The organism is Streptomyces griseomycini, from assembly GCF_014203535.1.
GTDB lineage: Bacteria > Actinomycetota > Actinomycetes > Streptomycetales > Streptomycetaceae > Streptomyces > Streptomyces griseomycini.
The window spans coordinates 253,042-275,314 of record NZ_JACHJI010000002.1; the positions used below are offsets into that span (position 1 = coordinate 253,042).

The 22,273-nt window shown below is 72.7% G+C and carries 25 protein-coding genes; 10 read left to right on the top strand and 15 right to left on the bottom strand.

Annotation, left to right across the window (positions count from 1 at the left end):
• Positions 1 to 239 precede the first annotated feature (239 nt).
• The gene (locus FHS37_RS05665; RefSeq protein ID WP_184817928.1) at positions 240 to 1,124 is read left to right on the top strand and encodes an alpha/beta fold hydrolase; all 885 of its coding nucleotides are present in this window, start codon (positions 240 to 242) and stop codon (positions 1,122 to 1,124) included.
• A gap of 43 nt (positions 1,125 to 1,167) precedes the next feature.
• Here FHS37_RS05665 and FHS37_RS05670 read toward each other — a convergent pair whose 3' ends face one another.
• Complete coding sequence (locus tag FHS37_RS05670) at positions 1,168 to 2,070, bottom strand: NYN domain-containing protein (RefSeq protein WP_184818761.1); 903 nt, start codon at positions 2,068 to 2,070, stop codon at positions 1,168 to 1,170.
• 216 nt (positions 2,071 to 2,286) lie between these two features.
• Between FHS37_RS05670 and FHS37_RS05675 the strand changes: the two genes are divergently transcribed.
• On the top strand, positions 2,287 to 2,439 hold the full coding sequence (locus FHS37_RS05675; protein WP_129801357.1) for a DUF8834 family protein: 153 nt from the start codon (positions 2,287 to 2,289) through the stop codon (positions 2,437 to 2,439).
• A gap of 147 nt (positions 2,440 to 2,586) precedes the next feature.
• Here the strand turns inward: FHS37_RS05675 and FHS37_RS05680 are convergent, their stop codons facing one another.
• The 3 genes from FHS37_RS05680 to FHS37_RS05690 form a co-directional block, all read right to left on the bottom strand.
• A complete protein-coding gene (locus tag FHS37_RS05680) occupies positions 2,587 to 3,192 on the bottom strand; it encodes a MarC family protein (RefSeq protein ID WP_184817929.1) in 606 nt (201 codons plus the stop codon).
• A 114-nt stretch (positions 3,193 to 3,306) separates the two neighbouring features.
• Entirely contained in the window at positions 3,307 to 4,164 is an 858-nt protein-coding gene (locus FHS37_RS05685; RefSeq protein WP_184817930.1) for a PHP domain-containing protein, read from the bottom strand.
• 132 nt (positions 4,165 to 4,296) lie between these two features.
• Complete coding sequence (locus FHS37_RS05690; RefSeq protein ID WP_184817931.1) at positions 4,297 to 4,938, bottom strand: DUF6758 family protein; 642 nt, start codon at positions 4,936 to 4,938, stop codon at positions 4,297 to 4,299.
• A gap of 185 nt (positions 4,939 to 5,123) precedes the next feature.
• Here FHS37_RS05690 and FHS37_RS05695 point away from each other — a divergent pair, with 185 nt between their 5' ends.
• Positions 5,124 to 6,383: an MFS transporter gene (locus FHS37_RS05695; RefSeq protein WP_184817932.1), complete on the top strand. Its 1,260-nt coding sequence runs from the start codon at positions 5,124 to 5,126 to the stop codon at positions 6,381 to 6,383.
• Between the two features lie 30 nt (positions 6,384 to 6,413).
• On the opposite strand, the gene FHS37_RS05700 is transcribed toward FHS37_RS05695, so the two are convergent.
• Complete coding sequence (locus FHS37_RS05700) at positions 6,414 to 6,998, bottom strand: suppressor of fused domain protein (protein ID WP_184817933.1); 585 nt, start codon at positions 6,996 to 6,998, stop codon at positions 6,414 to 6,416.
• A 533-nt stretch (positions 6,999 to 7,531) separates the two neighbouring features.
• On the opposite strand from FHS37_RS05700, the gene FHS37_RS05705 reads away from it, so the two are divergent.
• Both FHS37_RS05705 and FHS37_RS05710 read left to right on the top strand, forming a co-directional pair.
• Complete coding sequence (locus tag FHS37_RS05705) at positions 7,532 to 8,650, top strand: magnesium and cobalt transport protein CorA (protein WP_184817934.1); 1,119 nt, start codon at positions 7,532 to 7,534, stop codon at positions 8,648 to 8,650.
• A gap of 32 nt (positions 8,651 to 8,682) precedes the next feature.
• Positions 8,683 to 9,195, top strand: coding sequence for a hypothetical protein (locus tag FHS37_RS05710; RefSeq protein WP_184817935.1), 513 nt, complete (start codon positions 8,683 to 8,685; stop codon positions 9,193 to 9,195).
• An 8-nt stretch (positions 9,196 to 9,203) separates the two neighbouring features.
• On the opposite strand, the gene FHS37_RS05715 is transcribed toward FHS37_RS05710, so the two are convergent.
• Positions 9,204 to 9,956 carry a hypothetical protein gene (locus tag FHS37_RS05715; protein ID WP_184817936.1) on the bottom strand — a complete coding sequence of 251 codons (753 nt, stop codon included), beginning with the start codon at positions 9,954 to 9,956 and terminating at the stop codon, positions 9,204 to 9,206.
• 225 nt (positions 9,957 to 10,181) lie between these two features.
• Here FHS37_RS05715 and FHS37_RS05720 point away from each other — a divergent pair, with 225 nt between their 5' ends.
• From FHS37_RS05720 to FHS37_RS05730, 3 genes are read left to right on the top strand one after another with little or no spacing between them, the layout of a single operon-like run.
• Complete coding sequence (locus FHS37_RS05720; protein WP_184817937.1) at positions 10,182 to 11,465, top strand: magnesium transporter MgtE N-terminal domain-containing protein; 1,284 nt, start codon at positions 10,182 to 10,184, stop codon at positions 11,463 to 11,465.
• Complete coding sequence (locus FHS37_RS05725) at positions 11,455 to 12,066, top strand: DUF1003 domain-containing protein (protein ID WP_184817938.1); 612 nt, start codon at positions 11,455 to 11,457, stop codon at positions 12,064 to 12,066. The genes FHS37_RS05720 and FHS37_RS05725 overlap by 11 nt, the downstream gene beginning before the upstream one ends.
• A gap of 43 nt (positions 12,067 to 12,109) precedes the next feature.
• A complete protein-coding gene (locus FHS37_RS05730) occupies positions 12,110 to 13,243 on the top strand; it encodes an Mrp/NBP35 family ATP-binding protein (RefSeq protein WP_184817939.1) in 1,134 nt (377 codons plus the stop codon).
• A 98-nt stretch (positions 13,244 to 13,341) separates the two neighbouring features.
• On the opposite strand, the gene FHS37_RS05735 is transcribed toward FHS37_RS05730, so the two are convergent.
• The 5 genes from FHS37_RS05735 to sigE all read right to left on the bottom strand — a co-directional run bounded on the left by FHS37_RS05735 (position 13,342) and on the right by sigE (position 18,781).
• Positions 13,342 to 14,016: a hypothetical protein gene (locus FHS37_RS05735; protein ID WP_184817940.1), complete on the bottom strand. Its 675-nt coding sequence runs from the start codon at positions 14,014 to 14,016 to the stop codon at positions 13,342 to 13,344.
• 271 nt (positions 14,017 to 14,287) lie between these two features.
• Positions 14,288 to 14,740 carry a sec-independent translocase gene (locus FHS37_RS05740; protein WP_184817941.1) on the bottom strand — a complete coding sequence of 151 codons (453 nt, stop codon included), beginning with the start codon at positions 14,738 to 14,740 and terminating at the stop codon, positions 14,288 to 14,290.
• A gap of 183 nt (positions 14,741 to 14,923) precedes the next feature.
• Positions 14,924 to 16,924: a trypsin-like peptidase domain-containing protein gene (locus FHS37_RS05745; RefSeq protein WP_221499398.1), complete on the bottom strand. Its 2,001-nt coding sequence runs from the start codon at positions 16,922 to 16,924 to the stop codon at positions 14,924 to 14,926.
• A gap of 169 nt (positions 16,925 to 17,093) precedes the next feature.
• Entirely contained in the window at positions 17,094 to 18,086 is a 993-nt protein-coding gene (locus FHS37_RS05750) for an anti-sigma factor family protein (RefSeq protein WP_184817942.1), read from the bottom strand.
• A complete protein-coding gene (gene sigE / locus FHS37_RS05755; protein WP_159538966.1) occupies positions 18,083 to 18,781 on the bottom strand; it encodes an RNA polymerase sigma factor SigE in 699 nt (232 codons plus the stop codon). The genes FHS37_RS05750 and sigE overlap by 4 nt, the downstream gene beginning before the upstream one ends.
• 259 nt (positions 18,782 to 19,040) lie before the next feature.
• On the opposite strand from sigE, the gene FHS37_RS05760 reads away from it, so the two are divergent.
• On the top strand, positions 19,041 to 19,715 hold the full coding sequence (locus FHS37_RS05760) for an O-methyltransferase (RefSeq protein WP_184818765.1): 675 nt from the start codon (positions 19,041 to 19,043) through the stop codon (positions 19,713 to 19,715).
• A 127-nt stretch (positions 19,716 to 19,842) separates the two neighbouring features.
• Here FHS37_RS05760 and FHS37_RS05765 read toward each other — a convergent pair whose 3' ends face one another.
• Both FHS37_RS05765 and FHS37_RS05770 read right to left on the bottom strand, forming a co-directional pair.
• Entirely contained in the window at positions 19,843 to 20,010 is a 168-nt protein-coding gene (locus FHS37_RS05765; RefSeq protein WP_003966491.1) for a DUF3117 domain-containing protein, read from the bottom strand.
• 151 nt (positions 20,011 to 20,161) lie between these two features.
• On the bottom strand, positions 20,162 to 20,326 hold the full coding sequence (locus FHS37_RS05770) for a hypothetical protein (protein WP_184817943.1): 165 nt from the start codon (positions 20,324 to 20,326) through the stop codon (positions 20,162 to 20,164).
• 67 nt (positions 20,327 to 20,393) lie between these two features.
• Here FHS37_RS05770 and chcB point away from each other — a divergent pair, with 67 nt between their 5' ends.
• Positions 20,394 to 21,197: a 2-cyclohexenylcarbonyl CoA isomerase gene (gene chcB / locus FHS37_RS05775; RefSeq protein WP_184817944.1), complete on the top strand. Its 804-nt coding sequence runs from the start codon at positions 20,394 to 20,396 to the stop codon at positions 21,195 to 21,197.
• 33 nt (positions 21,198 to 21,230) lie between these two features.
• Here the strand turns inward: chcB and FHS37_RS05780 are convergent, their stop codons facing one another.
• Positions 21,231 to 21,815 (bottom strand): DNA-3-methyladenine glycosylase I, encoded by a 585-nt coding sequence (locus FHS37_RS05780; protein ID WP_184817945.1) that lies wholly within the window; start codon positions 21,813 to 21,815, stop codon positions 21,231 to 21,233.
• On the bottom strand, positions 21,812 to 22,174 hold the full coding sequence (locus FHS37_RS05785; RefSeq protein ID WP_184817946.1) for a DivIVA domain-containing protein: 363 nt from the start codon (positions 22,172 to 22,174) through the stop codon (positions 21,812 to 21,814). Before FHS37_RS05785 ends, FHS37_RS05780 begins: the two co-directional genes overlap by 4 nt.
• Between the last annotated feature and the right edge of the window lie 99 nt (positions 22,175 to 22,273).

The following is a 22,273-nucleotide window of genomic DNA, read 5'->3' on the forward strand; positions in this document are numbered from 1 at the left end:
CCGCAAGACCGCCGAGGCCGCCGAGACCGCCGCGACCGTCGCCGAGATCCCGGCGCAGACCGCACAGGAACCGGAGACCACGGCCGAGGCCAAGCCCCGGGTCCGCCGCACCCGCAAGACCGCGGCCGCCGCGGAGTCCGCGGAGGGCTGACGCACCGCCCGACGGCCCGGCCCCCACACCTCCGTGGGAGCCGGGCCGTCGGCGTGTCCGCACCCGCCCCACCCGCTACCCTCACCCCGTGACCAGCCGTCCCACGCCCGCCCCCCTCCTGCCCCACGACGCCCGGGCCCACCGGCTCCGCACCTCGCGCGGGGAGTTCGCCGTCGTGGACGTGCCGTCGGCCGCCGGAACCGAGGAGAAGGGGACCGCGTTGCTGCTGCCCGGGTTCACCGGGAGCAAGGAGGACTTCACGCTGGTGCACGGACCGCTCGCCGCGCGCGGGTACCGCAGCGTCGCCGTGGACGGGCGGGGGCAGTACGAGTCGGACGGGCCCTCCGACGACGAAACCCCCTACGCGCAGGCCGAACTGGCGCGGGACGTGCTCGCGCAGGCGGAGGCGCTCGGCGGACCCGTGCACCTCGTCGGGCACTCGCTCGGCGGCCAGATCGCCCGTGCCGCCGTCCTCCTGGACCACTCCCCCTTCCGCTCGCTCACCCTCGTCTCCTCCGGCCCCGGACGGATCTCCGTCTCCCAGGAGCAGCGCGTGAAGCTGCTGCGGGACGCGCTCGCGGTGATGTCGATGGCGGAGTGCTGGGAGGCGATCCTGGCCATGGGGCCGCCCGAGGAGGTCGGCGGTCCGGCGCGCGGGATCGGCGGTCCGGAGCAGTTGCGCCGCCGCTGGCTGGGCACCAGGCCCGCACAGCTGCTCGCCACGGGGCGGCAGTTGTGCGCCGAGCCGGACCGGGTGGCCGAACTCGCCGCCGTGCCGCTGCCGTTCCACGTCCTGTCCGGCGAGCGCGACGACACCTGGCCGGTCGCGGACCTCGACGAGATGGCCGTGCGGCTGAAGGCGCACCGCACCGTCGTCGACGGGGCCGAGCACTCGCCCAACGTCGACGCGCCGGCACCGACCGCCCGCGCCCTCGCCGACTTCTGGGACGGGCTCCGCCCGGGCGGCCGTTAGGACGACGGCGGTACGACAGCGGTGCGGCCGCCGTACGGCGGCGTCAGTACTGCGCCTGCAGGTGGTCCCAGAAGCCGTCGCGCAGGGCGCGCCGCAGGTCCGCCTGGCCCCGCAGGGAGTACTGGAGCAGGCTCTCCGCCTCCACCAGCAGGTCCTGGTCGACCGAGCCGGGCAGGTAGGGGTGGCCGGGGAGCAGTTCCACCAGGGCGTCCCGACCGCGCGCGGCGAGCCACTTCGCGGCGATCTGCGCGCCGACGAAGCGGACGTCCTCGCGGACGGGCCGGCCCGTCATGGGCTCGTAGGCCGGGGTCGTGCGCCGGGAGACGTAGGGCTTGAAGAAGTCGAGGCCGAGGGTGCGCTGGCTGTCGACCTCCCAGAGCAGCGGCTCGGCCTGGTTGCGGCCCTCGGGCGCCTCGATGCCCCAGAGGTGGACCCGGGCGCCGTACCCCTGCGCCGCCTCGACCGCCGAGACGAGGTCCTCGTCGCCGCCGAGCAGGGCGGCGTCGCTGATGGCGCGGTGCCGGGCCAGTGACTCCAGGTCGGTGCGGATCAGGGAGTCGACGCCCTTCTGCTGGTTGTTGGCGTTGAGGTTGCCGAGGCGGACCTTGACGTCGGGGAGCTCGGCGATGGACTGCTGCTCGGCGGTGTGGATCCGGCGCCGGGCACCGTCGTACCAGTAGACCCGCAGCAGCCTGCTGTCCGCGAAGACGGTGCGGGCGCGGTCGATGAGCGCGTCGATGAGTCCCTCGGCGTCGACCTCGAAGGCCCGGCGGTCCTCGGTCCCGGCCACGAGGCGGCCCGCGGCGGCGTACAGGTAGCCGGCGTCGACGAAGATCGCGTGCGTCGAGGGCGTCTTCGCCACCTCGGCGAGCATGCGCTGGAGCAACTCGTTCGTGCGGTCGATGCGGGCGCTCAGGGCCGCGAGGTCTTCGTTCATCTCCTCCATTGTCCCGGCGGTCACGCTACGAACACAACTGGTACCGGTCGGTCTCCCTCGAAACTCTTACCAGTCAGTATTTAGTCGATCGAAAAATTTCTTTAGCGTAGGGAATGTTTGTACCGCACAGTGCGTTGTCACCCGTGGAGCCAGGGTCCGACCGGCCCGGGACCGTTCACCGAGTAGTTCTCCTTCAGGAGGATGACCAGACGAAGGGAGAAGCCCTTGCGCTTCGAAATCATGCGACTCGACGACGTCGACGGCACGCCCGTGGACACGACCGTCGTGGACGCCGCCTCCGTCAACCGCATCGTTCAGCAGGCCGCCGCCATCGGGCAGCGCCTGTGGATCCGCCCGGCCGACACGTCGGCCTCGTAACGCGCGACGCCGCCCCTCCCGGGGGGACCCGTCGATCCCTCCCCAGGGCCCGCCGCCCCCTTCCCAGGACCCGTCGGCACCTCCGTACGTTTCGAAAGCCCCCGTACCGCGATCGGTACGGGGGCTGCGCGCGTCCTGCGGGCGGGGTCAGCCGCCCTTGATCACCTGGGTGACGCCGTTGATGATCTGCTGCACGGCGATCGCGGAGAGCATCATGCCCGCGAGACGCGTCACCAGGACCACGCCGCCGTCCTTGATGACCCGGATGATCAGCAGCGAATACCGCATCGCCAGCCACAGCACGACGTGGATGGCGAGGATCGCCGACCACACCGAGACCTGCCCGGCGACGCCGTCGGCCTTCTGCACCGCGAGGATGACCGAGACGATCGCACCGGGCCCGGCCAGCAGCGGCATGCCCAGCGGGACCAGCGCGACGTTGACGTCCTTGGTCTGCTGGGGCTCGTCGGTCTTGCCGGTGAGCAGGTCGAGCGCGATCAGCAGGAGCAGCAGCCCGCCCGCGATCATCAACGCGGGCACCGACACGTGCAGGTAGTCGAGGATCTGGTGGCCGAGCAGCCCGAAGACGGTGATCACGCCACCGGCCACGCACACGGCCTGGAAGGCCATCCGCTTCTGCACCTTGGCGGGCCGGCCGGCGGTCAGGGCGAGGAAGATCGGAGTGATCCCGGGGGGATCCATGATGACAAAAAGGGTCAGGAAGAGAGAGCCGAAGACGGCGACGTCGAACATGACTGCCTTGCTGAGGAACGAACGCAGGGCATGACTGCCTCGCGCTGAAGGGCGAACGGAAGGACGAACGAGAAACGAGAGAGGGGGCGGGAAGGTGGGCGGGGAGGACGGGCCTCAGGCTCCGCCGGTCCCCGGCACCGGGAACGCCCCGGTCGCGCGCCGCGTGATCTCGCCGTACACCTCGGGGTCCGTCGTGAACTCGCCGAGGACGCAGGTCTTCCGGCTGCCGTGGTAGTCGCTGGACCCGGTCACCAGGAGCCCCAGCTCCCGCGCGAGGCCTCGCAGCCGCGCCCGCGTCTCGGGGTCGTGGTCCATGTGGTCGACCTCGATGCCGTCGAGGCCGGCCTCGGCCAGTTCGGCGATCGCGGACTCCGGCACGGTCCGGCCCCGCTTGCTCGCGGCCGGGTGCGCGAACACCGCGACCCCGCCCGCGCCCTTGATCAGCCGCAGCGCCTCGAAGGGGTCGGTCTCGTGCTTCCCCACGTGGGCCCGGCCGCCGTCGGCCAGCCACTCCTGGGTGAACGCGTCATTCACGGTCGGCACGACGCCCAGCTCGACGAGCGCGGTGGCGACGTGCGGACGCCCCACCGACCCGTCGCCGGCGATCCGCGCGACCTGCTCCCAGGTGACGGGCACGCCCAGCGCGTTCAGCTTGGCGATCATGCTCCGGGCCCGCGGCACCCGGTCGTCCCGGACCAGCTCGCGCTCGGCGAGCAGCGCGGGCTCCTCGGGGTCGAAGAGGTAGGCCAGCATGTGCATGCTGACCCCGTCGAGCCGGCAGGAGAGCTCCGCGCCGGTGACCAGCGTGAGCCCCGCGGGCAGCGCGGCGAGGGCCTCGGCGTGCCCGCGGGTGGTGTCGTGATCGGTCAGCGCGATGACGTCGAGACCGGTGGCGGCTGCCCGGCGGACCAGATCGGCCGGCGTGTCCGTGCCGTCGGACGCGGTGGAGTGGGTGTGCAGGTCGATACGCACGACGCGTTACTCCAAAGCGGTGACGGAACGGGGAGGGCGCTCCAGGATAACCGGATTTTCACCGTCCCCTGTCACACCCGAAACCGCTCCGCACCCCCTACCCTCCCGCACTCCCCCGCGTCCCCGCGTCCCCTACGTCCCCAGCAGGCGCGGCGACAGCGCCCCGCAGGGCACCAGTTCCACCTCGGCCCCGGCGTCCCGCAGGTCGGCGAGCACCAGTTCGTCGTACATCAGCAGCCCGGACTGCTCCGGCCACACCACCGCCCACAGCCACATCCCGAGCGCCTCGCCCGCGAACACGGCGCGGTCGTCCGGGGTCTTGGAGACGTGCCAGAGCGGGGTCGGGCGGCCGGCGGCCAGGACCTTGGCCTCGGCCGGCTTCTCGACGTCCAGGTACGGCCCCGGGTCCGGGCCGTCGACGCCCGCGTACCGCGCGCCGAGGCCGACGCCCAGCTCCTCGGCCACCAGGATGAGCTCGCCCATGCCGCCGAGCGGCCCGGGCCCGGTGCACGCGACGGCGGTCGCACGGCCCCCGCTGCGGTCGTCGCCCGCGCAGGCCACGCCCGTGAACAGCCAGCCCACCGGCAGCGGCCACGGCATCCACACCGGCACCTTCGTGCGGTGCACGACCACCTCGAGGGCCTCGACGCTGGGCGGTATCACGGGCTGCACCGGGTGTACGGCGCCGTGCACGGCGCACTGCCAGGCATCGGAGAAGAGGCCGGGAGCCCTGACCCGGCCACCGCACTTCGGGCAACTGGGTTCGCCCCTCATAGGGTCCCACGGTCCTACCCCTGCCGCGCCACGTCAAGGACGATCACCCGTCCGGACGGAACCGGCCGCGGCGGCACAACTAGATGTAACTTGCATTAATTAGCCTGGCTAACCTACCGTGTGCATATACCAACCATCTGCCGGGCGTCCGGCACCCCGCCGCGTCCCGGATTGGAGCACCATCCATGGATCCCTTCGACGCGGGAACGGGCGGCATCCTCAGGCAGCCGAAGGCCGTGTGGGCGACGGCCGGCGCGTCCGTCGTCGCCTTCATGGGGATCGGGCTCGTCGACCCGATCCTGCCCTCCATCGCGGAGGGCCTCGACGCCACCGCCGGCCAGGTCTCCCTGCTGTTCACCTCCTACTTCCTCATCACCGCGCTCGCGATGCTGGTGACCGGCTTCGTCTCCAGCCGCATCGGCGGCCGGAGGACCCTGCTGCTCGGCCTCGCGCTCGTCGTGGTCTTCGCCGGGCTCTCCGGCACCTCCGGATCGGTCGGCGATCTGGTCGGCTTCCGTGCCGGCTGGGGACTCGGCAACGCCCTCTTCGTCTCCACGGCCCTCGCGGTCATCGTCGGCGCGGCGGCCGGGGGCAGCGCCGCGGCGATCCTGCTCTACGAGTCCGCCCTCGGCCTCGGCATGGCCTGCGGACCGCTGCTGGGCGCGCTGCTCGGCGACGCGAGCTGGCGCTACCCCTTCTTCGGCACGGCCTTCCTCATGGCGGTCGGCTTCCTGTGCATCGCGGTGTTCCTGGAGGAACGGCCGAAGCCGGCCCGCAGGACCTCGCCGCTCGACCCGCTCAGGGCGCTGGGCCACGGCGGGCTGGCCTCGGTCGCGGTCTCGGCGTTCTTCTACAACTACACGTTCTTCACCGTGCTGGCCTTCACCCCCTTCGTGCTGGACATGACCCCGTACCGGTCCGGTGCGGTGTTCTTCGCCTGGGGCGTGCTGCTGGCCGTCTTCTCGGTGATCGTGGCGCCGCGGCTGCAGGGGCGCTTCGGCCCGTTGCGGGTGCTGGGCGGCTCGCTGGCGCTGCTCGCGGCCGACGTGCTCGTCCTGGGGTGCGGCGGCCACACCGTCGCCGTCGTCTGCACCGTCCTGTCCGGCGCCTTCATCGGCGTGAACAACACCGTGTACACCGAGCTGGCGCTCGGGGTGTCGGACGCGCCGCGCCCGGTGGCGAGCGCCGGCTACAACTTCGTGCGCTGGTTCGCGGCGGCGGCCGCGCCCTGGCTCGCACCGAAGATCGAGGAGTGGACCGACGTCCGCGTCCCGTTCGTGGTCGCGGCGGTCACGGCGGTGCTGGGCGCGCTGGTGGTCGCCGTGCGGCGCAGGGCGCTCGCACTCCCCCACTCCCGGCTCCGCCCGAGCGGGGGGACCCCCGTGGCGGAGGAGCGGGAGACCCGGCACGTGACCGGGGACGGGGTCGACGCCTTCACCAACTGACCGGCACCGCGGCGGCGTTGGTGAGGTCGCTCACTCCAGCGGCACGGACTTCCGGGCCGGGTCCCTGAGGTCCGTGCCCTGCGTCAGCCAGCGCTCCCGGAGGGCCTGGGCGCCGTGCACCCGCTTCCAGGCGGCCTCGTTCGGGGTCATGGGCAGCAGCGGCAGGAACCGCACGGGGTCCAGGGGCGCGTCGAGCTCCAGGTCCTCCACCAGCCCGCCCGGCTCGGCGACCAGGACCGAGGTGAACGGGGCGCCGGGCCACAGCGGCCCACCGACGTCCAGGGAGGCGCCGGGGGCCACGATCAGGCCCTCGACCTGCGGGGACGCGGCCAGCACGGCGAGCGGGCGGAGCACCTTGTCGGTGTCGGCGAGCCCGCCCCGGACGGACAGCACCAGCTCGGCGCGCGGCCCCTTGACCGGGTCCGCGACCACGGCGGTGGGATCGGTCATGGGCTGCGCGGACATGCCGAGGGTGGCGTAGCGCACGATGTCGCCCTCGTGGAAGCGCAGCACCTCGATGCGGTCCGTGCCCAGGAAGGTGACCGCCGCCCGCGCGTCCGGTTCGCCCAGTGCCGTACGCAACCGGGCCTCGACCAGAGGAAGAACATCAGCCATGCGGCGAGCATAGAACTCGTCAGCACCGGGCAAAGCAGCACCTTGACACACCGGTCGGCTGATACGCTTGGCCGGTGGCTCGGGGCAGCACGCAGACGGGGGCACCACCCAGGCCCTTGGGGCTCTGGAGGAGTCCGGTCAAGTCCCGAACGCCGATGTGACGCTCCCCGTCCAAGGGGGAATCCCCTCGGGGGATTGTGGATCGTCCCTCACGAGGGACCGGCCGGAGGAGGTGGGGCTGGCATGGACCGAAGTCGACCGTGCAGTATCACCCGCTCTTCCGCCCGCTGATGTAGCCGTTCCTCTCCTGGCTGCCGCCTCTCGCACTCGCGTCCGTAACGGAAGAGCACTTCGTTTCGTTCTGCCTGATCTGCCCCAGCAGCTGTATCAGCGACGAAGCTCGCCACCGCGACGGTGCGGTGCTCCCCGCTTTGTGGACGTGCCAAACATCCGCAGTTCAGGACGTCCTCATTCCGGGCTGCTCCACCCGTCGTACCGGCGCCTTTCGTTGCCCACCCGCGAAGGAGCCCGTCATGTCGATGATCCGCGACCTGCGTGCCGTGGTCCGCCCCTCCTCCCGTGTCTCGCTGAGCAAGGAGAGCGGCCCGTACGACACCACCCGCGATCACGCGACGACCACCGCCGTCGTCGACTGCGCCGTCTACCGCGACGGCCGGCGCCTGGTGGCCGAGGAGCCGCTCACCCCGCAGGAGGCGATGCGTCTGGTGCGCCGCGACGGGGGCTTCGCGTGGATCGGCCTGCACGAGCCGACCGAGGCCGAATTCGCCGGGATCGCCCGCGAGTTCGGGCTGCACCCGCTGGCCGTGGAGGACGCCGTCCAGGCCCACCAGCGGCCCAAGCTGGAGCGCTACGACGACTCGCTGTTCACCGTCTTCAAGACCATCCACTACGTCGACCACGACCGGATCACCTCCAGCAGCGAGGTCGTGGAGACCGGCGAGGTGATGTGCTTCACCGGCCGGGACTTCTTCATCACCGTCCGGCACGGCGGGCAGGGCTCCCTGCGAGCCCTCAGGCACCGCCTGCAGGACGACCCCGAGCTGCTGGCCAAGGGCCCCTCGGCGGTGCTGCACGCCATCGCCGACCACGTCGTGGACGGCTACATCGCGGTCGCCGACGCGGTGCAGGACGACATCGACGAGGTCGAGACGGAGGTGTTCTCGCCGGGCCGCAAGGGCACCCCGCGCGGTACGGACGCCGGCCGGATCTACCAACTCAAGCGTGAGGTGCTGGAGTTCAAGCGGGCCGTGTCGCCGCTGCTGCGGCCGATGCAGCTGCTGAGCGAGCGGCCGATGCGGCTGATCGACCCGGAGATCCAGAAGTACTTCCGGGACGTCGCCGACCACGTGGCGCGCGTGCAGGAGCAGGTCATCGGCTTCGACGAACTGCTGAACTCCATCCTCCAGGCCAACCTCGCCCAGGCCTCCGTGGCGCAGAACGAGGACATGCGCAAGATCACCTCCTGGGCCGCCATCATCGCCGTGCCGACGATGGTGTGCGGGGTGTACGGCATGAACTTCGACTACATGCCGGAGACCCACTGGAAGTACGGCTACCCGCTGGTCCTGGGCATCACGGTGGCCATCTGTCTGGGCATCCACCGCACGCTCAAGCGCAACGGCTGGCTCTGAGCACCCCGGAGGGACCCGGATAGGCTGGGCCCATGACAAGCCAGCTGCTCGAGCGGGCCCTCGTCGAGGAGGCCACGAAGAAGTCCGGCCTCATCTGGGTCGAGGGACCCGGCGCCGCGGCCCGTGCACTGTGGCACGTGTGGCACGAGGGCGGCGCGTGCGTGGTCGGCGACGGGCCCGGGGAGCAGCCGCTGCCGGGGCTGGCCGACGGGGTGCGGGCCCAGGTGACGGTCCGCAGCAAGGACAAGGGCGGCCGACTGGTCTCCTGGACCGCGCGGGTCGTGGAGCTGCCGTCCGGCTCGGAGGAGTGGGCGGCCGCCGTCGCCGAGCTCAAGGGCAAGCGCCTCAACGCGCCCGACGGCGAGGCGATGACGGAGCGCTGGTCGCGCGAGTGCCGGGTGCTGCGCCTGGAGCCGACCGGGGAGACGGCACCGCTGCCCGACGGCTCGCTGGCCGAGCCGCCGCTGCCGACGCCGGTGACGACCCGGAGGCCCGTCCCGGCGGGCCTGCCCCGGCTGCTGAGGAGGAAGCGCCGGCGGGGCTAGCCGCTCCGTCACGAGGTGGGCAGCTGCTTGCCGTAGTCCAGCGTCTCGCCCTTGGCCGGCTTCTCCAGGGGGAAGTCGGTGCCCCAGGCCGAGAACGTGAGGGTGCCCGCCTCGCCGGCCCGCGCCAGGCGCAGCGGATACGGCTCGCCCTCGAGCGAGACGTCCAGGGTTCCGCCGGAGCCCTTGTCGCCGGTGATGCGGATGGTGCGGACGCCCGCCTGCTCGTGGTGGCCGTCCGTGGCCAGCTCGCCGTGCAGGGTCAGCAGACCGCCGAGGAGGACGTCCTTGTCCGTGAAGCCGCTGAACTTCTTGTACGAGGGGTCGCCCTGCGGCACCTTCACGTACTTCTCGGCGAGCTTGCCGGCCGCCGCCGCGTCCGCCTCGCCACCGCCCTCGCCGTCCCCGTGGCCCCAGAACTCCGCACCGGCCTTCAGGAAGAGCTCGTCGCCGACCCGCAGCAGGCGGAACGTCTCCCCCTTGGTGGTGACCGATCCGATGCCGCCCTCGGACTTCAGCCGCATGTCGAGCGTGTAGCTGCGCCCGCTGGTGACCACGGTCCCGTGCAGCCGGACCGCGTCGACCGACTGCGCGGCCTTCTGGGTCCGGCTCTGGATCTCGTCGGCGGAGAGCCTGCCGACGCCGTTGGTGCCCTCGTTCGGATCCTCGGAGCATCCCGTGAGCGCCGTCCCCGTCACGAGCAGCGCGCACACGGCGCCCGCCAGCGCGGCCCTGCGGGAACGGTCCTGGGAGATCGGAGTCACAGGTGGGGCTGCCTCTCTGACGGGGGAGACGGGGACCTGAACGGCGTATCGCAGGGTACCGGGGTCGGGTGACCCCGACGGAGCCAGTCCGTCCGGACCGGCCGCGAGCGCACGGCCGATCGGGACGGGCTAGCCTGAAGCCCACCCGAGCGGGCAATTCGGAAAACAAACGCAGCAGGCAGTACCCCCGCAACGAAACACCCCGCACGCAAAGGAGCCTCGGCCATGGCAGCGGGCGCCCCCCGGTTCTTCGTCTCGCACCTCTCCGGTGTCGCCGTCTTCGATCCGGCCGGCGACCAGGTGGGGCGCGTGCGCGACCTGGTCGTCATCCTGCGGGTCGGCCGGCGTCCGCCGAGACTGCTCGGGCTGGTGGTCGAACTTCCCACCCGCCGCCGCATCTTCCTGCCCATGAACCGGGTGACGGCCGTGCAGTCCGGGCAGGTCATCACCACCGGCGTGCTCAACGTCCGGCGCTTCGAGCAGCGGCCCACCGAACGACTGGTCTTCGGCGAGCTCCTCGACCGGCGGGTGACGCTCGTGGAGGGCGGCGAGGAGGTCACCGTCCTGGACCTGTCGGTGCATCAGCTGCCGACCCGCCGCGAGTGGGAGATCGACCGCGTCTTCGTGCGCAAGGGGAGGAAGGGCGGCGCCTTCCGGCGCGCCAAGGGCGAGACGCTGACCGTCGAGTGGTCCGCGGTCACCGGTTTCTCCCTGGAGGAGCAGGGGCAGGGCGCCGAGAACCTGCTCGCCACCTTCGAACAGCTGCGCCCCGCCGACCTGGCCAACGTCCTGCACCACCTCTCCCCCAAGCGGCGGGCCGAGGTCGCCGCCGCCCTCGACGACGACCGGCTGGCCGACGTGCTGGAGGAGCTGCCGGAGGACGACCAGATCGAGATCCTCGGCAAGCTGAAGGAGGAGCGCGCCGCCGACGTCCTGGAGGCCATGGACCCCGACGACGCGGCCGACCTGCTCGGCGAACTGCCCGAGGCGGACAAGGAGCGACTGCTGAGCCTGATGCAGCCCGGCGACGCGGCCGACATGCGGCGCCTGATGTCGTACGAGGAGCACACGGCGGGCGGTCTGATGACGACCGAGCCGATCGTGCTGCGGCCCGACGCGACCGTCGCGGACGCGCTCGCCCGGATCCGCAACCCCGACCTCTCCCCGGCGCACGCCGCGCAGGTCTACGTCTGCCGCCCGCCCGAGGAGACCCCCACCGGCAAGTACCTGGGCACGGTCCACTTCCAGCGCCTGCTGCGCGACCCCCCGTACACCCTGGTCGGCTCCATCCTGGACGACGACCTGCAGCCCCTGGAACCGGACGCGGCGCTGCCCGTGGTCGCCGGGTTCTTCGCCACGTACGACATGGTGGCGGCGCCCGTGGTCGACGAGACGGGCTCGCTGCTGGGCGCGGTGACGGTGGACGACGTGCTGGACCACATGCTGCCCGAGGACTGGCGGGAGACCGAGTTCCACCTCGACGAGGGGGCGGTGTCCGATGGCTCCTGAGCGAGAGGGACCGCGCGAGCGGCTGCCGGCGGGCGCCACGGCCTCCGGCGGCCGGCCGCGTGCGCCCCGGCTGGACCAGCCGCGCCCGCCCCGGCGCCGGTTCCTGCCCGAGTGGGACCCGGACGCCTTCGGGCGGCTGTCGGAGCGGATCGCGCGCTTCATCGGCACCGGGCGGTTCCTCGTCTGGATGACGGTCGTCATCATCGTGTGGGTGCTGTGGAACGTGTCCGCGCCGCGCGAGCTGAGGTTCGACGAGTACCCGTTCATCTTCCTGACGCTGGCGCTGTCCCTCCAGGCCTCCTACGCGGCCCCGCTGATCCTGCTCGCGCAGAACCGGCAGGACGACCGCGACCGGGTCAACCTGGAGCAGGACCGCAAGCAGAACGAGCGGTCGATCGCGGACACCGAGTACCTGACCCGGGAGATCGCCGCCCTGCGGATCGGGCTCGGGGAGGTGGCGACGCGGGACTGGATCCGCTCGGAGCTGCAGGACCTGATGAAGGAGCTGGAGGAGCGGCAGAACGGGCACCGGGACCACCACGGGGCGTTCCCGGTGATGCGGACACAACACCCGCCGGGACGTGACGCAGACGACCACTGAGGAACTTACCGGCGGGTGTACCCGGAGCCGTACCATCGTCTCTATGGCTACGGAAGACGCGGTGCGCGAGGCACTGGCGACGGTGAACGACCCCGAGATCAACCGGCCCATCACCGAGCTCGGGATGGTCAAATCGGTGGAGATCGGCGCGGACGGGGCGGTCGCGGTCACCGTGTACCTGACGGTCTCCGGCTGCCCCATGCGGGACACCATCACGCAGCGCGTGACGGACGCGGTCTCCCGGGTCGAGGGCGTCACCCGTGTCGACGTCACGCTGGACGTCATGAGCGACGAGCAGCGCAAGGAGCTGGCCAGCGCCCTGCGCGGCGGCCAGACCGAGCGCGAGGTGCCGTTCGCCAAGCCGGGCAGCCTGACCCGGGTGTACGCGGTCGCCTCCGGCAAGGGCGGCGTCGGCAAGTCGTCGGTGACGGTGAACCTGGCGGCGGCGATGGCGGCCGACGGTCTGAAGGTCGGTGTCGTGGACGCCGACATCTACGGCCACTCGGTGCCGCGCATGCTGGGCGCCGACGGCCGCCCCACCCAGGTCGAGAACATGATCATGCCGCCGTCGGCGAACGGCGTGAAGGTCATCTCCATCGGCATGTTCACCCCGGGCAACGCGCCGGTGGTGTGGCGCGGCCCGATGCTGCACCGCGCGCTCCAGCAGTTCCTGGCGGACGTGTACTGGGGCGACCTGGACGTGCTGCTGCTGGACCTGCCGCCCGGCACCGGCGACATCGCGATCTCCGTCGCCCAGCTGGTCCCCAACGCCGAGATCCTGGTGGTCACCACGCCCCAGCAGGCGGCGGCCGAGGTGGCCGAGCGGGCGGGCTCCATCGCCGTGCAGACCCACCAGAAGATCGTCGGCGTGGTCGAGAACATGTCCGGCCTGCCCTGCCCGCACTGCGGCGAGATGGTCGACGTCTTCGGCACGGGCGGCGGCCAGCTGGTCGCCGACGGCCTGACCCGGACCACGGGCGCCACCGTCCCGGTCCTGGGCAGCATCCCGATCGACGTCCGCCTGCGCGAGGGCGGCGACGAGGGCAAGCCGGTCGTCCTGACCGATCCGGACTCCCCGGCCGGCTCGGCGCTCCGCTCGATCGCCGGGAAGCTGGGCGGCCGGCAGCGGGGCCTCGCGGGGCTGTCCCTGGGGATCACCCCGAAGAACAAGTTCTAGGCGGTCCGCGCGGTCCACGGGGCCGCCACGACGACGGAGGGCGCCACCCCCGCGGGGGTGGCGCCCTCCGTCGTACCGCCGTGCCCGGACGGCCGTGCTCAGGCCGCGTACGCGCCGATGTCCCGGACCACGGCGAAGCCGAGGCCGTACGCGCTCATGCCCCTGCCGTACGCGCCCACGTGCACGCCCGCCTGCGTGGTCCCGGCGAGCACCCAGCCGAACTCCGACTCCCGGTAGTGGAACGGCGTCGGCACCCCGTCCACGGGCAGCGACAGCGTCGACCAGTCGGATCCGTCGAGGTCGTCCGCGAGGACCCACGCGGTCTCCGTCTGCTGCTCCAGCCAGTCGTCGCGCAGGGAGTGGTCCATCTGGCCGGGCCAGGTGAAGGACAGCAGCCCCACACCGGCGAGCCAGGCGGCGGAGGAGACCGAGGTGGCCTCCAGCAGACCGGTGCCGTCGGGGCTGCGGCGGACCGGGTTGGCGGCCACGGTCACGACGACCGCGAACCTCTCCTTGGCGTCCTGGTCGGCCCCGGCCAGGTACTCGCTGCGCACCGAGGGCTCGTCACCGTGCCCGATCGACCCGTGCTCGACGGCCCCGTCGGCCGCCGTACCGACCTGCATCAGCCAGCGGGGTCCCGTGAAGGCCTCGTCGAGGCCGTACCAGGGGAAGGGCGCACGCAGGTAGCCGTCGACCGCGCGCCGGACGGAGGGGACCTGTGGTCCGTCCTCCGCGGCCGGCGCCTGCGCGACTGCCCGACTCGTCGTCTCCATGTGCCCGGACGCCTCCTCGCTCTCGTCGGACCGAGTGGCCCGCCCCCCTTCGGGCGTACTCGTCCGGTCCGCACAACAACTCGGCAGCATAGCCACCTTGTCGGCACGGTCCGGGAAAGTGTCCGGCGCGCGGGGCGCGCAGGCGTCCGGATCGGGCCGCGCACAGCCCGGGTGGAGTATGAAACGCGTCACGTGCGCGGGGCGCGCGCTCCCGCGCGCCGGCTCGGACGGCACCCGCGGACACGCGTCGGACGGTGTCCGCGGGCTCGGGTCAGGTGGCGTCCGCGTCGAAGGGCGGACGGTCGTCGGCCACCGGGCTCTCGGGCTTCTTCGTCATCTCCACACGGCCGCCGGAGGAGCCAGGGGACGAGGAGGGGGAAGAGGACGACGAGGAGTCGGAGTCGCGGCCGTGGACGGCGTCCGCGACCTCGGCCATCTCCTTCTTCAGGTCGAACGTGTTGCGGATCTCCTTGAGCCCCAGGTCGTCGTTGTCCAGTTGCTTGCGGATGAACGTCTTGGGATTGAGGTCCTCGAACTCGAAGTCCTTGAACTCCGGCCCCAGCTCCTGCCGGATGTCCTGCTTGGCGCTCTCCGAGAAGTCCCGGATCTTCCGGATCGTGCGCGACACGTCCTGGATGACCTTGGGGAGCTTGTCCGGACCGAAGACGAGCACGGCGAGGACGATGAGTGTCACCAACTCGAGTGCGCCTATGTCATTGAACACCTGAAGCTCCTCGCGATGCCTTCGGCTCTCGGCCCTCGGTGGTGGTCTGCGGTCTTCCGTGGTCCGGGCCGGGTCCACGGTACCCGGCCCTCCCGTACGTCCGGTACCGTCCCGAGGGTCACCGGTGTGCGGACGCGTGCGGTTTTCTCGGGTTGTTCGCCTTCTCGTGCCGTGCCGTACGCCTCAGTCGCCCTCCGAGGAACCGAGCACCAGGGAGACCTTCCGCTCCTCGCCGTCCCGCTCCAGGGTGAGCTCCAGGCGGTCGCCGGGGCGGTGGGCGCGGGTCTTGACGATGAGTTCCTCGCCGGAATGGACGCGCTGGCCGTCGACCTCCGTGATGACGTCGCCCGCCTCGATCCCGGCCTTGTCGCCGGGACCGCCGGTGGTGACCGGGGGCCCGCCGTCACTGCCCTCGGTGCCGACGCGGGCGCCGTCGCCGCTGTAGCCCATGTCGAGGGTGATGCCGATCACCGGATGGGTCGCCCGGCCGGTGTTGATCAGCTCCTCGGCGACGCGCTTGCCCTGGTTGATGGGGATGGCGAAGCCGAGTCCTATGGAGCCGGCCTGACCGCCGTCCGGGTCGGCCCCGCCGTCGGCGGAGCGGATGGCGGAGTTGATGCCGATCACGCGGGCCTCGGAGTCGAGCAGGGGGCCGCCGGAGTTGCCGGGGTTGATCGGCGCGTCGGTCTGCAGGGCGTCGACGTACGACACGTCGCTGCCGTCGCCCTTCTCGCCGCCCGCGGTGATGGGCCGCTCCTTGGCGCTGATGATGCCGGAGGTCACGGTGCCGGCCAGGTCGAAGGGGGCGCCGATGGCCACGACGGGGTCGCCGACCTGCACGTTGTCGGAGTTGCCGAGGGGCAGGGGGGTGAGCCCGCTGACCCCCTTCACCTTCACCACGGCGAGGTCGTAGCCGCTGTCCCGGCCGACGACGGTCGCCTCGGCGGTGTCGCCGCTGTGGAAGGTCACCGTGATCTCGCCGTCGTCTCCCGCGGGCTCCACGACGTGGTCGTTGGTGAGGATGTGCCCGCGCCCGTCGAGCACGAAGCCGGTGCCGGTGCCGCCCTCGCCGGAGCCGCTGACGTGCAGGGTGACGACGCCGGCCAGCGCCCGGGCGGCGATGCCGGCGACGCTGCCCGGGTCCCGCTCGGAGGACTCCTCGCCGGCCTGCGGCAACTCGACGGTGCCGATCCCGCCGTTGCGCTCCAGGTACGCGCCGACGATCCCGCCGGTGACCCCGCACACGAGCGCGAGCACCAGCGCGGCACCGAGGAGCGCCCTCCTGCCCCGCCTGCGCCGCTGCTTCTCGTGGGCCACCGGGGGCCCGGCCTGCTGCAGCGGCGCGGCGGCCGCGGCCGCCCAGGGGTCGTAGCGGCGCCACGGGTCGGGGGCCGGGCCGTCCGCGTAGGCGGAGGACGCCGGGGGCGCGTGGGGCGCCTGGGGCTCCGGGTGCGCCTGGGCGGAGACGAGCGGCGCCACGGGGGCCGGCGCGGGCGGTGCGCCGTGCGGCGCACCGCCCTGGGCGGGCGGCGGTGCCGTGATCGCCATGCCGTGCGCGGGAGTGGTCGCCGGGTGCTGCACCGGCGGTGCGGGCGCCCAGGGGCCCGGTTCGCCGTACGGCGGGGTGCTGTAGGGATCGGGGTCGTGCAGGGGCGTGAGCTGCTGTTCGCCCCCGGCGGCGGACGCCACCGGGGTGGCGGGAGCGGCCCGGGCGGTGGGACCGGCCGCGGGAGCGGGGGCGCCCGGTGCGACGGGGTCCGCCGGAACGGCCGGGCCGCCCGGGGCGTCCACCGGGGCGGTGGGACCGGCGGAGTCCTCGGGCTCGCCCGGGACGACGGCGTCGTCCGGGGCCGCCGGGGCCACGGAACGAGCCGGAGCGACGGGAGCGGCCGGAGCGACGGAAGCAGCCGCGGAGGCGGAAGCGTCCGAGATGGCGGAAGCGTCCGTCACTCGGGACACGTCCGGCGCGGGGGACACCTCCGGTGCGGGAGACGAGCCCGGCGCGGGAGGGGCGTCGTCGGTGGTCCCGGTGTGCAGAGGTCGGTCCAGCTCGTAGTCACCCTCGTGCTCGGCCTCGGCGTCGGTCCGTCCCCGGTCGGGCCGTGCCAGCTCGAAGTCCCCGTCGGGTCCCTCCTGACGCGCGGTCGGCCCTTCCCCCGGTGGGCCCGGCTTCCCCTCGTTCATGCTCTCCCCACAGCTGGACGCGGCACGGCTCGTCGGCGGTGGCCGCGGATCGTCGGCTCCGTGGCTCCGTCCGCCTCCGCGCCGGAACCTGGCTCGGCGCCCGGCTGCGTGGGCCTGGGCGCGCCACCTGGATTCAACCAGGTTCGCGCGCCCGTGCGCAGGGCACGGGTCAGCGGGCCGTGCCGGAGGAGGCCGTGGGCGAGGGAACCGACGGCGTGCCGGAAGCGGGGGCGGCGGTGAGGAGACCGGGGTTCTTGATCCCGGAGGAACCGGCCCACGCGGTCAGGGCGAGCGGCGGGGTCGAGCCGAGCGGTCGTATCAGCGGGGACACCGCGGCGGCACCGGCCGTCATCGGTGTGTCCAGGGCGTCCCGGTGGCCGGCGGGGGACGGGACGCCGGGCAGCAGCGGTGCGGAGACCGCGGTCGGGGCGATCGGGGTGTCCCCGAGGGCGCTCTGGCCCTGCAGCTGGCCGAGCAGCGGTCCGACGCCACGGCGCCGCTGCTCGGGCGCCGTCGCCGGGCCCGTGCCCTGGGTGCGCATCGGCGTCACGTTGCTGCCCTTGCCCGAGCCGCGCACCTCCGTGTCGGTGGGCGTGCTCGTGGTGACCCCGCCGAGCGCGATCGCGGCCAGGGACACCGCCCCGGCGGCGACGAACGCGAACCGCAGCCCGCGCGAGGACGCCCGGTCGGTCGTCTCGTGGCGGCCGACGTCGTGGACGCGGAAGCCCCGGTCCGCCCGGTCCGCCGGGGACGGCGCCAGTGCGGGGGCGTGCCGCCGCGCCGGCGCGTACGCGAACTCGAAGCGCTCGCCCCGCCCGGTCCCGAAGACCCCGGAGGCCGCGTCGGGCCGCCCGGACGTGCCGCCCGGCAGTCCCTCCCCGGCCGGCGGCGGGCCGCCGCCGAGGTCGCCGCCCGCCGGGAGCCCCTGGAGACGGGCCAGGAAGCTCTCGGAGGGGGGCGGGGGGGCCGCCTGTGCGAAGACGTCCTTCAGGCGGCGCTGTGCGTCCACCTCCGCCTTGCACTTCGCGCAGGTGGCCACGTGCGCCAGTACGCGCTCGCGCGCGTCATGACCGAGCTCCCCGTCCACCAGGGCGGAGAGTCGGTCTCCCAGGTGCTGCTCTGCGAGGTGTCCCTCGGAAGACTTCGGCCGTGAACCGCTCACGCGCTCGCGCCCCCTCCTCCCAGTGCGGGAACACGCGGCACGAAGGAGCGGCGCTCCGCGCGCGCCTGGGGCGAGCGGTGCGCGAGGGCCTTGCGCAGCTGGGAGCGGCCGCGGTGGATCCGGGACCGGACCGTGCCGAGCTTGACGCCGAGGGTCGCGGCGATCTCCTCGTACGACAGGCCCTCGATGTCGCACAGGACGACCGCGGCGCGGAACTCGGGGGCGAGGGTGTCGAGGGCCTGCTGGACGTCCGCGTCGAAGTGGGCGTCGTTGAACACCTGTTGGGGTGTGGGCTCCTTGCTGGCCAGCCGCTCGGCGGCGTCCTCGCCGAGCGCGTCGAAGCGGATGCGCTGCTTGCGGCGGACCATGTCCAGGAAGAGGTTGGTGGTGATGCGGTGCAGCCAGCCCTCGAAGGTGCCCGGCGTGTAGGTCGACAGGGAGCGGAAGACGCGCACGAAGACCTCCTGGGTGAGGTCCTCGGCGTCGTGCTGGTTGCCGGTGAGACGGTAGGCGAGCCGGTAGACACGGCCGCTGTGCATGCTGACGATCTCCTCCCACGTGGGCGGAGTCCACGCCTGCCCGTCCGCGTCGGTGGAGAAGGTCGCGGTCTGGGTCCGGTCGGCGGCGTGGGTGTGGTCAGCGGTGTCGTTCACGGATTTCGGCCTGCCCGCCGATCCGAGGAAGCGCCGCAGCACTCCTCCGCGATCCACAGGCGCAGCCGCACCTCCCCTATCGGCTCTGGTGGTGTCCAGTGGAGCCCCTACCATAGCCACCTCGCCCGTTAGCTCCGGATAAGCGGTTTTACGAGAATTTGATCTGGGCTGCCACGGGTCGTACGACTGCGTCAGCACTTGCTCGGCGTCCTCGTCCACCGCCCACCCCCCGTCACGGCACACATCACTTGGTCACCCCTTCAAACGACCGGTCCCATCTGCGGGTTCCCGACGCCAACGGATACAGTCACGCAGCAGGCAACCATGGGGACAGGAGAGGGTCATTACCGCCAACCGGCAGACGAGCTGGGCGTTCGCCGACGCCTATGTCGCCGAGGACGAAGCGCTGCACTGGGCCCGGGACCGGGCCCGTGAGGCGGGGCTGCGCTCGGTGTCGCCCGGCACGGGCGCGGCCCTGCGGTTGCTCGCCGCCAGCGTGGACGCCAAGGCGGTCGCGGAGATCGGGACCGGCTGCGGCGTCTCCGGGATCCACCTGCTGCACGGGATGCGGCCGGACGGGGTGCTGACCACGGTCGACCAGGAGCCGGAGCACCAGCAGTCCGCCCGTCAGGCCTTCCGCGACGCCGGTTTCGCCGGCAACCGGGCCCGCTTCATCCCGGGCCGCGCCCTGGACGTCCTGCCCCGTCTCGCGGACGCCGGCTACGACCTGGTCTTCTGCGACGGCGACCGGCTGGAGTACCAGGACTACCTCGCTGAATCGTTGCGCCTGCTGCGCCCCGGAGGCCTGGTCGCCTTCGAGGGCGTCTTCGCGAACGGACGCACGGTGGACTCCGGCCCGCAGCCGACGGAGGTGCTGCGGCTGCGGGAGCTGGTGCGGGCCGTGCGCGAGAGCCAGGATCTGGTGTCGTCGCTGCTGCCCGTGGGGGACGGACTCCTCTGCGCGGTGAAGCGGTAGCGGGACGGAGAGCGCGGTGACGGCGGAGCGGCGGCGGCGGGAAGGGGCCGACCCCCGTCCGCGCAAACAGCCGCCCCGGCACCGCGTGCGGCACCGGGGCGGCTGGAAGGATATGGTCGCTTGCGCGTCAGCCGACGACCTTCTTGAGGGCGTCGCCGAGCGCGTCGGCCTCGTCCGGGGTCAGCTCGACGACGAGTCGACCGCCGCCTTCGAGCGGAACGCGCATGACGATGCCCCGCCCCTCCTTGGTCACCTCGAGCGGGCCATCACCCGTCCGCGGCTTCATGGCCGCCATGCTCGTTCCCCTTCCTGAAACCCAGCTCAACCGTCTCAGCCGACGGCCCACGAAGGGCACCCTGCGGTCCTTGAAGCAGGACACACGCCACCGGCATCGAACACATTGCTTCCAGGCCATTATCCCGCATTGCAGGACCCGATGACCAACATCAGTCGGCATCGCTTGGGCAACGCACGCGAGCAAAACCACCCAATTCGGCGATGCGGCTGCGATACTTCGTCGCCGCACGGAGTTCCGTCGAACGAAAACGGACGGGAATTCTTTGACGCAGGTCACACGTCGCCCGCGCTCCGCCGCCGGTGATCTCCGTCATGCTGTCCTGCAGACAGGAACGTACTCGCCGGTACGTCCCGATTTCCGCCACACGGAGGGGAAACGCCATGGCCGACACCGTGCTCTACGAGGTGAGCGACGGACTCGCGACGATCACGCTGAACCGCCCGGAGGCGATGAACGCGCTGAACGTCGCGGCGAAGGTCGCCCTCCGCGACGCGGTCCGTTCCGCCGCGGACGACGACGCCGTGCGGGCCGTGCTGCTGACCGCGGCCGGTGACCGGGCGTTCTGCGTCGGACAGGACCTCAAGGAGCACATCGGGCTGCTGGCCGCCGACCGGGAGAACGGTTCGGAGCAGACCATGAGCACGGTGCGCGAGCACTACAACCCGATCGTGAAGGCGATCGCCGGGGCCCCGAAGCCGGTGGTCGCGGCGGTGAACGGGGTCGCGGCGGGCGCGGGCTTCGGCTTCGCGCTGGCGGCGGACTACCGGATCGTCGCGGACACGGCGGCCTTCAACACCTCGTTCGCCGGGGTCGCGCTGACCGCCGACTCCGGGGTCTCCTGGACGCTGCCGCGGGTGATCGGCCCCGGGCGCGCCACCGACCTGCTGCTCTTCCCGCGCAGCATCCCGGCCCAGGAGGCGTACGAGCTGGGGATCGCGAACCGGCTGGTCCCGGCGGCGGAGCTGCGTGCGGAGGCGGAGAAGGTGGCGCGGGCCCTGGCCGAGGGGCCGACGGTGGCGTACGCGGCGCTGAAGGAGTCCGTGGCGTACGGGCTGAGCCACTCGCTGGAGGAGGCGCTGGAGAAGGAGGACGAGCTGCAGACCCGGGCGGGCTCCTCGGAGGACCACGCGATCGCGGTGCGGGCGTTCGTGAACAAGGAGAAGCCGAAGTACCTGGGCCGCTGAGCGCCCGTCGGCGGCCGGGGCGGGCCGTGCGGCTCAGCCCCGTCTCGCCGCGCAGTTCTCCAGGTGGTCGTCGACCAGTCCGCAGGCCTGCATCAGGGCGTACGCCGTGATCGGGCCGACGAAGCGCAGGCCCCGCTTCTTCAGGGCCTTGGACAGGGCCGTCGACTCCGGGGTCACCGCGGGCACGTCGGCCAGGGTCTTCGGCGCCGGGCGGGCGGCCGGGTCGGGGGCGTGGGACCAGATCAGGGCGTCGAGGTCGCCGGGCGCCCACCCGGCCAGCACGCGCGCGTTGGCGAGGGTCGCGTCGATCTTGGCGCGATTGCGGATGATGCCGGTGTCGGCCAGCAGGCGCTCCCGGTCCGTGCCGGTGAACTCCGCGACCGCGGCGATCTCGAAGCCGGCGAAGGCGGTGCGGAAGCCGGGGCGGCGGCGCAGGATGGTGATCCAGGACAGGCCGGACTGGAACGCCTCCAGGCTGAGGCGTTCGAAGAGGGCGTCGTCGCCGTGGACCGGGCGGCCCCACTCCTCGTCGTGGTACGCGACGTAGTCCGGCGTGGACAGGGCCCAGGGGCAGCGCGGGACGCCGTCCGGGCCGGCGAGCGCGGCGCCGTCGCTCACAGCTGCTCGTCCTCCTCGCGCGGGGCGGGCTTGCTCATGGAGACGTGGGCCGCGGCGGCGCGGGCGCCGGCCAGCGCGGACTCCAGGTCGGCGATGCGGGCGTCGCGCTCGGCGAGCTCGGCGCCGAGGCGGCCGAGGGCGTCGTCCACGTCCGCCATCCGGTAGCCGCGCGCGGCGAGCGGGAAGCGCAGGCCCTCCACGTCCGCGCGGTTGACCGGGCGGTCCGGCGGCAGGGAGTCCAGGAGCCGTTCGGGTGCCGCCTCGGGCAGCGGGCCGCTCTCGCCGCCGCCCACCACGGCGAGGGTCACCGCGGCGACCACCACGGCGAGCGCGACGACCAGGAACAGGAACATAACCATCGCCGGGGCCCCCACGGTCGGATGAGTCGGAGTCGGATGTGTGGCTCCGATCGTGCCATGCGAGTCTGGCAGTCAGGGTCGCAGGCGGTCACGGGCCGC

Excerpts from the sequence above, each read along its gene's own strand:
- FHS37_RS05710 (WP_184817935.1), top strand. The coding sequence starts at position 8,683 with ATGACAAGCCAGCTGCTCGAGCGGGCCCTCGTCGAGGAGGCCACGAAG.
- FHS37_RS05705 (WP_184817934.1), top strand. The coding sequence starts at position 7,532 with ATGTCGATGATCCGCGACCTGCGTGCCGTGGTCCGCCCCTCCTCCCGT.
- FHS37_RS05730 (WP_184817939.1), top strand. The coding sequence starts at position 12,110 with ATGGCTACGGAAGACGCGGTGCGCGAGGCACTGGCGACGGTGAACGAC.
- FHS37_RS05670 (WP_184818761.1), bottom strand. The coding sequence starts at position 2,070 with ATGGAGGAGATGAACGAAGACCTCGCGGCCCTGAGCGCCCGCATCGAC.
- FHS37_RS05680 (WP_184817929.1), bottom strand. The coding sequence starts at position 3,192 with ATGTTCGACGTCGCCGTCTTCGGCTCTCTCTTCCTGACCCTTTTTGTC.
- chcB (WP_184817944.1), top strand. The coding sequence starts at position 20,394 with ATGGCCGACACCGTGCTCTACGAGGTGAGCGACGGACTCGCGACGATC.
- FHS37_RS05690 (WP_184817931.1), bottom strand. The coding sequence starts at position 4,938 with ATGAGGGGCGAACCCAGTTGCCCGAAGTGCGGTGGCCGGGTCAGGGCT.
- FHS37_RS05745 (WP_221499398.1), bottom strand. The coding sequence starts at position 16,924 with ATGAACGAGGGGAAGCCGGGCCCACCGGGGGAAGGGCCGACCGCGCGT.
- FHS37_RS05770 (WP_184817943.1), bottom strand. The coding sequence starts at position 20,326 with ATGACGGAGATCACCGGCGGCGGAGCGCGGGCGACGTGTGACCTGCGT.
- FHS37_RS05700 (WP_184817933.1), bottom strand. The coding sequence starts at position 6,998 with ATGGCTGATGTTCTTCCTCTGGTCGAGGCCCGGTTGCGTACGGCACTG.
- FHS37_RS05765 (WP_003966491.1), bottom strand. The coding sequence starts at position 20,010 with ATGGCGGCCATGAAGCCGCGGACGGGTGATGGCCCGCTCGAGGTGACC.
- FHS37_RS05725 (WP_184817938.1), top strand. The coding sequence starts at position 11,455 with ATGGCTCCTGAGCGAGAGGGACCGCGCGAGCGGCTGCCGGCGGGCGCC.
- FHS37_RS05695 (WP_184817932.1), top strand. The coding sequence starts at position 5,124 with ATGGATCCCTTCGACGCGGGAACGGGCGGCATCCTCAGGCAGCCGAAG.
- FHS37_RS05785 (WP_184817946.1), bottom strand. The coding sequence starts at position 22,174 with ATGGTTATGTTCCTGTTCCTGGTCGTCGCGCTCGCCGTGGTGGTCGCC.
- FHS37_RS05735 (WP_184817940.1), bottom strand. The coding sequence starts at position 14,016 with ATGGAGACGACGAGTCGGGCAGTCGCGCAGGCGCCGGCCGCGGAGGAC.
- FHS37_RS05720 (WP_184817937.1), top strand. The coding sequence starts at position 10,182 with ATGGCAGCGGGCGCCCCCCGGTTCTTCGTCTCGCACCTCTCCGGTGTC.